The organism is Thiocapsa bogorovii, from assembly GCF_021228795.1.
Taxonomy (GTDB): domain Bacteria; phylum Pseudomonadota; class Gammaproteobacteria; order Chromatiales; family Chromatiaceae; genus Thiocapsa; species Thiocapsa bogorovii.
On record NZ_CP089309.1, the window covers coordinates 3,618,021 to 3,630,350 of the forward strand.

The 12,330-nt window shown below is 64.9% G+C and carries 10 protein-coding genes; 7 read left to right on the top strand and 3 right to left on the bottom strand.

Going from position 1 to position 12,330, the window contains the following annotated elements:
- Positions 1–18: 18 nt before the first annotated feature.
- Both LT988_RS16190 and LT988_RS16195 read right to left on the bottom strand, forming a co-directional pair.
- Positions 19–1,380, bottom strand: coding sequence for a DegQ family serine endoprotease (locus LT988_RS16190; RefSeq protein ID WP_232406572.1), 1,362 nt, complete (start codon positions 1,378–1,380; stop codon positions 19–21).
- Between the two features lie 291 nt (positions 1,381–1,671).
- On the bottom strand, positions 1,672–2,145 hold the full coding sequence (locus tag LT988_RS16195; protein ID WP_232406573.1) for an Hsp20 family protein: 474 nt from the start codon (positions 2,143–2,145) through the stop codon (positions 1,672–1,674).
- Positions 2,146–2,337: 192 nt separating this feature from the next.
- Between LT988_RS16195 and LT988_RS16200 the strand changes: the two genes are divergently transcribed.
- The gene (locus LT988_RS16200; protein WP_232406574.1) at positions 2,338–2,724 is read left to right on the top strand and encodes a YchJ family protein; all 387 of its coding nucleotides are present in this window, start codon (positions 2,338–2,340) and stop codon (positions 2,722–2,724) included.
- Between the two features lie 27 nt (positions 2,725–2,751).
- Here the strand turns inward: LT988_RS16200 and LT988_RS16205 are convergent, their stop codons facing one another.
- Positions 2,752–3,603, bottom strand: coding sequence for a Uma2 family endonuclease (locus LT988_RS16205; RefSeq protein ID WP_232406575.1), 852 nt, complete (start codon positions 3,601–3,603; stop codon positions 2,752–2,754).
- A gap of 243 nt (positions 3,604–3,846) precedes the next feature.
- On the opposite strand from LT988_RS16205, the gene LT988_RS16210 reads away from it, so the two are divergent.
- The 6 genes from LT988_RS16210 (at position 3,847) to LT988_RS16235 (ending at position 12,292) form a co-directional block, all read left to right on the top strand.
- The gene (locus LT988_RS16210) at positions 3,847–5,679 is read left to right on the top strand and encodes an NADH-ubiquinone oxidoreductase-F iron-sulfur binding region domain-containing protein (protein WP_232406576.1); all 1,833 of its coding nucleotides are present in this window, start codon (positions 3,847–3,849) and stop codon (positions 5,677–5,679) included.
- Positions 5,676–6,395 (top strand): 2Fe-2S iron-sulfur cluster-binding protein, encoded by a 720-nt coding sequence (locus LT988_RS16215; RefSeq protein WP_232406577.1) that lies wholly within the window; start codon positions 5,676–5,678, stop codon positions 6,393–6,395. Before LT988_RS16210 ends, LT988_RS16215 begins: the two co-directional genes overlap by 4 nt.
- Positions 6,395–6,934 (top strand): NADH-quinone oxidoreductase subunit B family protein, encoded by a 540-nt coding sequence (locus LT988_RS16220; RefSeq protein ID WP_232406578.1) that lies wholly within the window; start codon positions 6,395–6,397, stop codon positions 6,932–6,934. Before LT988_RS16215 ends, LT988_RS16220 begins: the two co-directional genes overlap by 1 nt.
- A gap of 266 nt (positions 6,935–7,200) precedes the next feature.
- Positions 7,201–8,685: a Ni/Fe hydrogenase subunit alpha gene (locus tag LT988_RS16225; RefSeq protein ID WP_232406579.1), complete on the top strand. Its 1,485-nt coding sequence runs from the start codon at positions 7,201–7,203 to the stop codon at positions 8,683–8,685.
- A 177-nt stretch (positions 8,686–8,862) separates the two neighbouring features.
- Positions 8,863–9,621, top strand: a complete 759-nt coding sequence (locus tag LT988_RS16230) for a P-loop NTPase family protein (protein ID WP_232406580.1) — start codon at positions 8,863–8,865, stop codon at positions 9,619–9,621.
- Positions 9,622–9,754: 133 nt separating this feature from the next.
- The gene (locus tag LT988_RS16235) at positions 9,755–12,292 is read left to right on the top strand and encodes a DNA translocase FtsK (RefSeq protein ID WP_232406581.1); all 2,538 of its coding nucleotides are present in this window, start codon (positions 9,755–9,757) and stop codon (positions 12,290–12,292) included.
- The last annotated feature ends 38 nt before the right edge of the window (positions 12,293–12,330 follow it).

Here is a 12,330-nt window from a genome sequence, read left to right on the forward strand (position 1 = left end):
CGCTCGCTCGTCGCTCGATCAGCGCCGGGCCAGGACGACCAGATCATCGCCGCGCTGGACGCGCAGATTCAGGATGTCTCCGGTTTGGCGCAGGATCTGTACAACGTCTTGCAGGCTCGCGACCCGTTGGCCGTTGACCTGGAGCAGCCGATCGCCCTCGCGAAGACCGGCGTTCCATGCGGGGCTGCCGGGCTCGACGGTCCCGACCGGGAGTGCCGGTATACCGCCTCGGCGATCGAGCTCGCCGAGCAATGCTCCCGCCAGTTCGGGTGCGACACGACGCCCCTCGACGAAGGCCTCGTAGGGGTCGGCGATGGTCCCTTTGATCCGGCGGGTCTTGCCCCCGCGCGAGATCTCGAGCTCTACTCGTGCGCCGACGCGCAACAAACCGAATCGGTTGCGCAGATCGTCGGCCCCTTTTACGGCGGCGCCGTTGACGGTAAGAATGACGTCGCCCTCCTGAAGGCCGGCCGCGGCGGCGGCCGAGTCGGGCTCCACCGCGTTGACCACGGCCCCGTCGCGTCCCGCGATGCCGAGCGCGGCGGAGAGCTCGGGCGTGAGATCCTGGATGGCAACGCCGAAAAGACCTCGGCGGACCGACCCGTGCTCCACGAGCTGCTCCATGACGGCCCCCGCCATGTTTGCCGGAATCGCGAAACCGATCCCGATATTTCCGCCGCCCGGCGCGAGAATCGCCGTGTTGACGCCGACTAGTTCCCCACGCAGGTTCACCAGCGGACCACCCGAGTTGCCGGGATTGATGGAGGCGTCGGTCTGGATGAAGCTCTCGTAGCCTTCGATCCCCAGACCCGAGCGGCCGAGTCCACTGACGATGCCGGAGGTGACGGTCTGGCTCAGGCCGAAGGGATTGCCGATCGCGACGACGAAGTCGCCGACCCTGAGCGCGTCGGAGTTCACCACTGGCAAGGCGACCAGGTCCTTGGCCGGGATGCGCAGGACCGCGATGTCGGTCTCGGAATCCGCACCGATCAGCTCGGCCACCAGCGTTCGCCCGTCGTGCAGGGTCACCCGGATTTCGCGTGCCTTGGCGATGACGTGGTGGTTTGTCAGCACGAGGCCGCGCTCGGCATCGACGATGGTCCCCGAGCCCAGGCTGTTCTCTTCGCGATGCCGATGCTCGGGCGGGATCGTGAAGAAGTGGCGGAACCAGGGGTCGCGCATCAGCGGATGCTCGGCCGCCTCGATTCGCGTGACGGTGGAGATATTGACGACGGCCGGTACGGTCTGCTCGAGCATTGGGGCGAGGCTCGGTAGGGGTTCACCCGCGACCTGAAGAGGCAGGGCCGCGCCGGCGCTGCCGGTGCCGCTGGAGAAGGCGAGCAAGATCCAGCATAGACGGATCGAAACGGAGAAACGCATGGGTACGATCGTGATGTCGAGGGGTTGATCGAAGGGCTTATTTGAACCGCAAAGGCGCGAAGGGCGCAAAGGCTTTCAATCTGTCGGGTGATCGCGCGTCGGGCGGGAATCTTGCTCCTGACGGAAGCGCGTATCGGAGCCACGTCGCAGCGCGCACAAAAGTAAGCCGGGCGACAGCCCGGCTTGTTTTACGATCGAGCGAAGCCGCGCTCAGAGCGAGATGCTCACCGTCGAGTGAGCTCGACGGTTGATGCATCTATGGCCCTTAGCGTGGACGCTCCGCCTCACGAATCAGGCAGCGGCCTGGGTCTTTTGAGGTTCGCCCTCGAGATATCGGCCCGTTTCGCCGCGGATCTCGATCTTGCGGGGCTTCATCGCCTCAGGGATCTCGCGACGCAGGTCGACATGCAGGAGGCCGTTTTCGAGTCGTGCATCCAGGACCCGCACATAGTCGGCGAGCTGGAATTTGCGCTCGAAGTTGCGGTTGGCGATCCCGCGATAGAGGAACTTGGATTGACCCTTGTCCTCGTCATCCGGCCGGGCACCCGAAACGGTCAGGATGTTTTCCTTGACCTCAAGGGTGAGATCCTTCTCGGTGAAACCGGCGACCGCCATGGTGATGCGGTAGTCGTTCTCGCCGCTGGCCTCGATGTTGTAAGGGGGATAGCCGCCGGGCTCGGAGCGGTAGGCCGTCTCCAACGCGGACGACATCCGATCGAAGCCGATCATGGAGCGGAAGAGTGGTGAAAAGTCGATGTTTGTCATTGACATATCCTCGATTGAGCAATATGGAAGTTGCGCGTTCTCGTGAACCGCGGTTTCTGCAGACCCCTTGCGAGCGTCTGCGTTATGTAAAGTAGAATCCGTCGCGGCGGATGTCAAGTGGTGTCGCGAAAAATATTATGTCAATTTATTTCCCAAGGCGTTGGGTCGCGGATGTCGGGTGAAATTAAGTCAATGAACCCTCTCGAACGCTGCCCATGCGGCGCACCGGCGGAGTATTCGGCCTGTTGCGGACGTTATTTGGACGCGGATCTGCGTCCGGACACCGCCGAGGCCCTGATGCGCTCGCGCTATGTCGCCTACGTCCGGGGGCGGTCGGATTATCTGTTGCGCACCTGGCATCCCTCGACGCGGCCGGCGATGCTTAATCTCGAGAGCGAGCCGCCACGCTGGCTCGGCCTTCAGGTGCGTCGCGTCCAGTCAGGCGGTGCGGGTGATCGGCACGGGATCGTCGAATTCGTGGCCCGCTACAAGGTCGGCGGCCGCGCACATCGTCTCCATGAAACCAGCCGGTTCGTGCGCGAGGAGGGTCGGTGGTTTTATGTGGATGCGGTGGTCTGAGTTTCGATGCCGGCGTCCGGTCGTTGCTCAGGCGCCGTTCGCCGACGCCCCGAAGATCTCGGAATCCGAGGTGGCGCCGATCGCCAGTCGCAGCCATCGGCGTAATTGGTCGGGATCGACGCACTCCCGAACCGCTGCATGTTGCTCGGGGCCGATGCTCAAGGCCCGCTGATCCAGGATCAGGACGAGTGCGTCGCGCAAGGCTGCCAGCTCGCCCTCGTGACGTCCCTCGGCTTTGACCTCTGCCTTGCCTTCCAGCTTGCCTTCTATCTTTCCGTCGTTGCGTACGTGCTCCAGATCACGGTAGCCCTTGCGTTGCAACAGATTTCGTAAGGTCACCTCATGCGCGGCGTCGCGGTCGAAGAGGGCCGCGACCGGTACGGGATTGCGCAGGATGCCGGGGGCTGCGAGCACCTCGCCGGGATAGGCGAGTTGCATCGCGCCCTCGGGTGAATGGATCTCGACGCGGTGCGGGCCGATCAGCCGCACGACCCAAATCAGGCGCGTTCCGGCGGCCAGTAGGTCGGCGATCTTGGCCGTCAACTCCGCTTCGTCGTGGCCGGTGTCCGCATACTCGATCGCCAACGGCGGTGCCGTGCCCTTCAGCCAGCCCGGCGCGTCGGTGACATTGCCTACCGCGACATCCGGCGCGCGGAGGGTGTCGGGCGTCAGTGCGAAGCCGGTGTCGATACCGGCGGATTCGACGTCGGGATCGGTGTCGAGGATGGTGGCGCCGATCAGATTGGCCCGCGAGCCGCGTCCCCCGACCGGCAGGCACGCGATGGGGTGTCCCCCCGAGAGCTCGTAGGGGTCGCCGGGCTTGAGCTGATCCGTCCGGAAGGGGCCGGGGAGGTTGAAGCCGGCAAGCTTTCGGGTCATGGCGCGCGACTCCGTCAATGAGGATGTGCGATTTGCGTGTCGAGGGTCGAGGTCGTGCCGGTTTGCCGGAGCCGATGCTTCCGGAAGTGAACGTGGTCGGGGCGATGCGTCTCGGCTTCTACTGTCCGGGTCGCCCGGCGCGATCGGCCGAGCCGGACGGCCGTAAGGCCTCGTCACCATGTTCTATACTGCCATGAGGCAGCACGATGTCCAGCCCGATGCTCAAGCTCGCGGGAGGTGCCGATGAATGCGTCCGCAACCGTCACGGTCGAGGGTTTCGTGGCGGAGTCGCTTGCAACCCATGGCCGAGATCCGCGGCACCTGCTCCAGCATCTGATCCGCGTCCAGCAGCGTTTTTCCTATGTGCCCGACGCGGCCGTCGAGGCCTTGTCCGTGGCATTGGATGTCACGCGCACCCAGGTGCGCGCTGCCATCGCCTTCTACGCCTTCCTGCACGACCGTCCTCGCGGCGCCTTCGAGATCCGTTTCAGCGACAACATCACCGACCGGATGCTGGGCAGCCGGCGTCTGATCCGTCTGTTGATCGAGCGTCTCGGCTTGACGGGTTTGCCGGCGTGGGGCCGCGACCTGGTCCGCCCGGACGGGCGCGCGAGCGTCGGTCTCGCCTCCTGTACCGGGATGTGCGACCAAGGCCCCGCACTCCTGGTCAACGGCCAAGCCGTCACCAACCTGGATGCGCAGCGGGTCGATCGCATCGCGGATCTGGTGCAGGAGGGCATCCCGCTCGAGCGTTGGCCGGGCGAGTTCTTCCGGGTCGAAAACAACATCCGTCGGCGCGGACTGCTCCTGGGTAATCCGGCGACCGACGGCGCCGCCGTTCGTCGACTTCTCGATGCGGGTGCGGAAGCGGCGCTCGCCGAGGTCGAGCGCTCGGGGCTGCGCGGACGCGGCGGGGCGGGTTTCACGACCGCACTCAAATGGCGCTTTTGCCGCGAGGCCCCGGGGACCGATCGTTACGTCGTCTGCAACGCGGACGAGGGCGAGCCCGGCACCTTCAAGGATCGCGTCCTGCTGACCGACTACACGGACCTGGTCATCGAGGGCATGACGGTCTGCGCCGGGGTTATCGGGGCCCGTCGCGGCTTCCTCTATCTCCGCGGCGAGTATCGTTACCTTTTGCCGCATCTCGAGTCGGTCCTCCAGCGCCGCCGCGCCGAAGGTCTGCTCGGCACGCGCATCCTCGGTGCGGACGGCTTCGACTTCGACATCGAGATTCACCTGGGTGCGGGCGCCTACATCTGCGGCGAGGAGTCGGCGTTGATCGAGTCGCTCGAGGGTAAGCGCGGTGTGACGCGTAAGCGCCCGCCCTTTCCGGTGACCAGCGGCTTCGACGATCAGCCCACCGTGGTCAACAACGTCGAGACCTTCCTCGCCGCCGCGCGGGTGGTTCAGTGGGGCGGCTATTGGCTCCGCGGGGAAGGCACCGATCAGTCCGCCGGCAGCAAGATCCTTTCGGTCAGCGGCGATTGCGCGCGCCCCGGTATCTACGAGTATCCCTTCGGCACGCCGGTCCATCAGGTCCTCTCCGATTGCGGTGCGGAGAATACCCAGGCGGTTCAGATCTCGGGTGCCGCGGGTGCGACCCTCTCGCCGGCCGACTTCGATCGCATCATCGCCTTCGAGGACCTGCCGACCGCCGGCTCCTTCATGATCTTCGATCACAGCCGCGACCTGCTCGACATGGTCCGCAACTTCGCGGCCTTCTTCGCACACGAGAGCTGCGGCTTCTGTACCCCCTGTCGGGTCGGCGGGGCGCTCCTGCGCAACCTGGTCGAGAAGGTGGCCGCGGGCCAGGGCTCGGAATACGACCTGAGCGAGATGCGCCGGATCGGCACCGTGATGCGTCGCGCGAGCTACTGCGGTTTGGGTCATACGGCGCCAAACCATGTGGTCAACACGCTCGACAAATTCCCGCTGATCTACGGTCGGCGCCTAGCGCGCGCGTCACACACCCCGTCCTTCGATCTGGACGCGGCGCTGTCGCAGGCCCGCGCACTCACGGGTCGAGACGACATCGGGGCCCATATCGGCGACGGCTCGGAGGTGTCCGCATGAGCAAGACCTTTAAGCTCGACGGCCGCGAGATCCCCTTCGAGACCGGCCAGACCATCATGGATGCGGCGCTCGCCGCCGGGGTTTACATCCCGCACCTATGCCATAACCCGGAGTTTGCGCCGCACGGCAGTTGCCGTGTCTGCGTGGTCGACATCGGCGGTCGTCAGGTCTCGGCCTGCACCGCCGCGGCGAGCGAAGGCCTGGAGGTCGACAACAGCTCCGAGGCGATTCAGGAGACGCGCCGGGCCATCCTGCAGATGCTCTTCGTTGAGGGTAACCACGTCTGCCCCGCCTGCGAGAAGAGCGGGGCCTGTCAGCTCCAAGCGGTCGCCTACTACACCGGGATGCTCGCGCCGCACTTCACCCACTTCTTCCCGCGCCGATCGGTCGATGCCTCGCACCCGGACGTCGTCATCGACTTCAACCGCTGCATCCTCTGCGAGCTGTGCGTGCGGGCCAGCCGCGATCACGACGGCAAGCGTGTCTTCGCCATCAGCGGTCGGGGCCTCGAGAGCCATCTGGTGATCGACTCGCACAGTGGCCTGTTGGGCGATTCCAGCTTTGCCGCGACCGACAAGGCGGCCCATGTCTGTCCCACCGGTGCCATCCTGCCGAAGGGCCGAGGCTACGAGACCCCGATCGGCGAGCGTCTCTACGACCGCGAGCCCATCAGCATCGTCGGCGACGTCCGGGCACACGAGGAGGAGGTGGTCTGATGGCCGAGAAGCCCCGTGTCGCGACCGCCTCGCTCTGCGGCTGCTTCGGCTGTCATATGTCCCTTTTGGACATCGACGAGCGCATCCTGCAGCTGGTCGATCTGGTCACCTTCGATCGCACCCCGTTGACCGACATCAAGACACTCGGCGACTGCGATCTGGGTCTGATCGAGGGCGGGGTCGCCAACGCCGAGAATGTCGAAGTGTTGCGCGAGTTTCGGCGTCGCTGCAAGACCCTGGTCGCCGTCGGCGCCTGTGCGGTCAACGGCGGGATCCCGGCGATGCGCAACCAGTTCAGTCTCGCCGAGTGCCTGCGCGAGTCCTACTGCGACGGCGTCGGGGTGCACAATCCGGGCATCCCGAACGACCCCGAGATCCCGCTGCTCCTCAACCAGGTGCATCCGATCCACGAGGTGGTTGCGATCGACTACTTCTTGCCCGGGTGCCCGCCCTCGGCCGATGCCATCTGGACCTTCCTCACCGAGTTTTTGGAGGGGAGGCCGATCGCGTTTCCCTACACGCAGATTCATTTCGATTAAACCGCGCACTGCGCGGTATGCGACGTTATTGGATGGGATCGGCCCCGGCAGACCTGACGAGCGTTGGAGTCGGCGCGGTTTAAGACATTGAAAAATAATTTATTGTAAACCGCGTTCCCGCTAAGGGTTGTGGATGAACGAAACGTCGAGATCACTCGAAAATGAGCGTCTCGCTCTGGAATCGGTTCAGAGGGTGAGGTCGGGGGTCCAGTAACCTCAATGCCGAACCCCGAACCCCGAACCCCGAACCCGCCCGAGTTTTTACCATGACTAAGAATCTGGAGACCGCCCGGCACCCCGAGACCCTCAAGCGGGTCTGTATCGAGCCTCTGACCCGCGTCGAGGGTCACGGGAAGGTGACCCTGTTGCTCGACGAGGACGACCACGTCAAACAGGCGCGGCTGCATATCGTCGAGTTTCGTGGCTTCGAGAAATTCATCCAGGGCCGGCCCTATTGGGAGCTCCCGGTGCTGGTGCAGCGTCTGTGCGGGATCTGTCCGGTCAGCCACCATTTGGCCGCGGCCAAGGCGTGCGATCGTCTCATCGGTGTGGATCGCTTGACGCCGACGGCGGAGAAGGTGCGCCGCCTGATGCATCTGGGGCAGGTGCTCCAATCCCACGCGCTGCATTTCTTCCATCTCTCCTCGCCCGATCTGCTGTTCGGCATCGACGACGCGGTGGCCCACCGCAACATCGTCGGCGTGATCCGAGATCATCCCGAGATCGCCATGGAGGGCGTGTTGCTGCGCAAATTCGGTCAAGAGGTCATTCGCGTGACCTCGGGCAAACGGGTCCACGGTACGGGTGCATTGCCGGGCGGGGTCAACAAGAACGTGAGCCTCGAGGAGCGTGATTTCCTCCTGGCCGACATCGACCGCATCGTCGACTGGGCCGAGAAGGGGGTTCAGCTTATCAAGCGCATCATCCTCACGCGCGCCGACTTTCACTATCGCTTTGCCAACGTGGATGCCAATACGCTGAGTCTCGTCTCCCCGGACGGCGGCTTCGAGCTCTACGACGGCGGGCTGCGCGCGCGCGGCCCGCAGGGCGAGACCCTCTTCGATCATGCGGACGATCAGGGTTACGCGGAGCTGCTCCACGAGGAGATCAAGTCCTGGAGCTACATGAAATTTCCGTTCATCGTCGCGCTGGGGCCGGAGAAGGGCTGGTATCGGGTCGGACCGCTCGCGCGCGTCAACAACTGCGAGCGTTTCCATACACCGCTCGCCGAGCAGGAGCGTCAGGACTTCGCGGCCGCCGGCGAGGGTCGCCCGCTTCAGGCGGCGCTGACGACGCACTGGGCGCGGATGATCGAGTTGCTGCACTGCGCCGAGGCGATCCGCGAGCTGCTCGCCGATCCCGACCTGCAGGGCACCGACCTGCGCCGCGAGGGCGAGCTGCAAACCACCGGCATCGGCGTGCTGGAGGCCCCGCGCGGGACGCTCTTCCATCACTACGAGATCGATTCCGATGGGCTGGTGACCCGCGCCAACCTCATCGTGTCCACCACCAACAACAACCAGGCGATGAACGAGTCCATCCGCCGCGTTGCGGCCGACGATCTCGACGGGCATGCGCTCACCGAGCCTTTGCTCAACCGTATCGAGGTCGCGATCCGGGCCTACGATCCCTGTTTGTCCTGCGCGACCCATGCGATCGGTCAGATGCCCCTGGAGCTCGAGCTGCTCGATGCAGAGGGACGGCGCATCGGACGGCTGGTGCGGCACGCCGACGGTTCGATCGACGCCTGAAGACGCATCGAGCGCAATGGCGCCGACGGGCCGCAACCTGCCCCGCGTTGCCGTGTGACTCGCGGGGCTCGGCATTACCCACGACACCGAGAGGCAGCCGTCGGTCGGCCCTTGCGAGACGCTCTTCCTCGGTGCATGCTCCGCGCCCAATCACACGCACACCTGGAGCAACGACGCATGAGCAAGATCCATTTCATCGGCGGGGAGAAGGGCGGGGTCGGTAAATCCGTGCTCGCCCGTTTGTTGGCGCAGCACCATATCGACAGCAACCAACCCTTTACGGTCTTCGACACCGACCAATCCCACGGGGCGATGCTCCGATTCTACGGCGACTATTCCAGATCCGTCCTGCTGGATTCCTTCGAGGATGCCGACCAGCTGATGGAGGCTGCGCTTGCGGCGCCTCAGAATGTATTGGTGGACCTGGCGGCCCAGACCTCGGCCCCCTTGTTCCGCTGGATCGATCAGAACGACTTCCTGACGCTCGCCGCGGACGAAGGGGTCGGAGTCGTCTTTTGGCATGTTATGGACGACGGTGCCGACGGTATCGGTCTGCTCCAGCGGCTCGTCGACCGCTACGGTGACGCGGCTGACTATGTTGTGGTGCAGAACTACGGTCGCGGGAAGGATTTTTCGGCGTTTCGGAACTCTCAGGCCCGAGCAGCTGCGGAGGCCGTCGGCGCCCGTTTCATCGAGCTCCCCGAGCTGCACGCGGCCACGATGCGCAAGGTCGATCACCTGGCAGCGAGCTTCTGGGCCGCCGGCCAGAGCCGACCGGGCGGGCTGGGTCTGATGGACCGCCAGCGCCTTAAGGTTTGGATGCGCAAGGCCAACGAGCAGATCGCTTCCTTGGGTCCGGTCCTCGCCGTGAGCTCGCCGGTCGAGCCCGTTCCGGCTTGGCTGACCGGTGCAACCGACGAGACATCACCTGGATGACCGGATATCCGGCTGACGGTCGGTGCGATCGCCGCCCCGGAATCCGGCAGGTCGAAGCCGTTATCGAACATCGAAACTACCCTAAGAAGCGCTAGCAACGGTATTATAGGGAGCCAAAATTTCGGAGAGAGTCATGGCGCAGGCGACACGATACGGGCAGTTGACGTTCAGCGACTACGTGGAGCGAGCGCTCCGCGAGGGCGCCATGTGGACCCTCATGGTCGTGGCGCTCTATCTGGTGCTTGCCCTGGCCAGCTACTCCCCCGATGACCCGGGTTGGTCCTATGTCGGCGATGTGTCGCAGGTCAGCAACGCGGCCGGCCGGGCCGGGGCCTGGTTTGCCGATGTCACGCTCTTTCTGTTCGGGTTCTTCGCCTATCTGCTCCCGGTGATGGTCGGCTGGAGCGCCTGGCTGGTGTTTCGCGGTCGCGGCGAGGAGCCGGCGCCTCGCACCTGGATCTTGGCGTTGCGCTGGATCGGGTTCTTCATCACCATCCTGGCCGGGTGCGGTTATGCCGCGATTCACCTCGCGGACCTCGGCGTCGATCTGCCGAACGGGGCCGGCGGTGGTCTGGGCCTGCTCGTGAGCGACAACATGCGCGCAGCCTTCAACACGACGGGCACCGATCTGCTGCTCGGTGGCGCCCTTTTTGTGGGCGTCACGCTGTTCTCCGGGATCTCCTGGCTGAGGGTGGTCGACAATACGGGCGCTGCCGTTTTGCAGGCTGCGGGCTGGATCACGGGTGTCGTGCAGGGCGCCCGGAGGGGGCTGGTGTTGCGTCGGCAGGCTGCCGCAGCAGGGGAGTCATCCGGGCTTCCCGAGGCATTGAACCTGATCGATGCCCCGACGCCATCGGATGGACGATCGATGCGTTCGCAGCATGCGTCCGGTTCCGAAGCGCCGAGCTCCGAAGCGCCGGGGCACAAGGCCGGCGAGCGGCCCGATCGTCGTTTAGAGGGATTGCCGCGGCGTGTCCGTGAGGCCATGGCGGAGCCCGAGACCCTCTCACTCGAGGATCTCAAGCGTGGTCAGAAACCCGTGCCGGCGGAGGCACCGCGGATCAAGACGGTCCCGCGCCCGGTGAGCAGGCCGGAGCTGTCGATTCCCGCCGCCCCGGCCCCTTCGATACGGGCGCCATCGGTCGCCCACGCAGCAACCGGCCGGACCGACGAGATCAGTCTTCCGCCGCTGGACCTGCTCGATCTGCCGCGTCCGAGCGGGCGAGCCTACTCGGACGAGCAGATCGAGGATCTATCGCGACAGGTCGAGCTCAAGCTCGCCGATTTCGGCGTCCAGGTCCAGGTCGTGGCCGTCTACCCTGGTCCCGTCGTCACACTCTTCGAGCTGGAGCTTGCGCCCGGCATCAAGGTCAGCAAGATCACAGGATTGGCGAAGGATCTGGCGCGCGCCCTCTCGACCATCAGTGTACGCGTGGTAGAGGTCATCCCGGGCAAGTCGGTGATCGGCATCGAGATCCCCAATCAGCAGCGCGAGACGGTCTTTCTACGTCAGACCTTCGGCTCGGCGACCTATCAGGATGCCAAGTCGCCCCTGACTTTGGGTCTGGGTAGCGACATCTCCGGTCTGCCGGTGGTCGTGGATCTGGCCAAGATGCCGCACGTCCTGATTGCCGGCACGACCGGCTCGGGTAAATCGGTGGCCATCAATGCCATGATCCTGAGCCTGCTCTACAAGGCCGGGCCGCAGGACGTGCGGCTCATCATGGTCGATCCGAAGATGCTCGAGCTGTCGGTCTACGAGGGCATCCCCCATCTGCTCACACCTGTCGTGACCGACATGAAGGAAGCGGCCAATGCGCTGCGCTGGTGTGTCGGGGAGATGGAACGCCGCTATCGCCTGATGGCGAAGCTCGGGGTGCGCAATATCGGCGGTTACAACCGCCAGATTGCCGAAGCGGCGGCACAAGGGCAAACCATCCCGGATCCCACCATCGCCGCCGATTTCGCTGCGGAGCAGGGTATCGAGGTGCCGGCCCTGGAGCATCTGCCCTACATCGTCGTGGTGATCGACGAGCTGGCAGACATGATGATGGTCGTCGGCAAGAAGGTTGAGGAGCTGATCGCACGTCTGGCGCAGAAGGCGCGTGCGTCCGGCATCCATCTCCTGCTCGCCACACAGAGGCCGTCAGTCGACGTCCTGACCGGGCTGATCAAGGCCAATATCCCGACCCGCATCGCCTTCCAGGTCTCATCACGGATCGACTCGCGCACCGTCCTGGATCAGATGGGCGCCGAGCAGCTGCTCGGGAACGGCGATATGCTCTATCTCCCGCCCGGCGGCAACATCCCGCAGCGCGTACATGGCGCCTTCGTCGACGATCACGAGGTGCATCGGATCGTCGAGCACCTCAAGCAGTTCGGTGCGCCCCAGTATCTGCAGGACGTGCTGCGCGAGCCGACCGAAGTGCTGCCGGGTATCGACCCCGAGCCGCGCGGCGACACCGAGGACACGGATCCCCTGTTCGACGAGGCGGTCCAGATCGTCGTGGAGAGCAGGCGGGCCTCTATCTCGGGGGTACAACGGCGTTTGAAGATCGGCTACAACCGAGCCGCTCGTATGATCGAGGAGATGGAGCGCATCGGGATCGTGGGCGCCGCGGAGACCAACGGTAACCGCGAGGTCCTCGCGCCGCCGCCTATCGAGGATTGATTTTGAATCTTCGGTGGTTTTTCGTGTCTTCCGTGATT

Coding starts and splice junctions, on each gene's coding strand:
- LT988_RS16210 (WP_232406576.1), top strand. CDS start 3,847: ATGAATGCGTCCGCAACCGTCACGGTCGAGGGTTTCGTGGCGGAGTCG.
- LT988_RS16230 (WP_232406580.1), top strand. CDS start 8,863: ATGAGCAAGATCCATTTCATCGGCGGGGAGAAGGGCGGGGTCGGTAAA.
- LT988_RS16215 (WP_232406577.1), top strand. CDS start 5,676: ATGAGCAAGACCTTTAAGCTCGACGGCCGCGAGATCCCCTTCGAGACC.
- LT988_RS16190 (WP_232406572.1), bottom strand. CDS start 1,380: ATGCGTTTCTCCGTTTCGATCCGTCTATGCTGGATCTTGCTCGCCTTC.
- LT988_RS16200 (WP_232406574.1), top strand. CDS start 2,338: ATGAACCCTCTCGAACGCTGCCCATGCGGCGCACCGGCGGAGTATTCG.
- LT988_RS16225 (WP_232406579.1), top strand. CDS start 7,201: ATGACTAAGAATCTGGAGACCGCCCGGCACCCCGAGACCCTCAAGCGG.
- LT988_RS16235 (WP_232406581.1), top strand. CDS start 9,755: ATGGCGCAGGCGACACGATACGGGCAGTTGACGTTCAGCGACTACGTG.
- LT988_RS16195 (WP_232406573.1), bottom strand. CDS start 2,145: ATGACAAACATCGACTTTTCACCACTCTTCCGCTCCATGATCGGCTTC.
- LT988_RS16205 (WP_232406575.1), bottom strand. CDS start 3,603: ATGACCCGAAAGCTTGCCGGCTTCAACCTCCCCGGCCCCTTCCGGACG.
- LT988_RS16220 (WP_232406578.1), top strand. CDS start 6,395: ATGGCCGAGAAGCCCCGTGTCGCGACCGCCTCGCTCTGCGGCTGCTTC.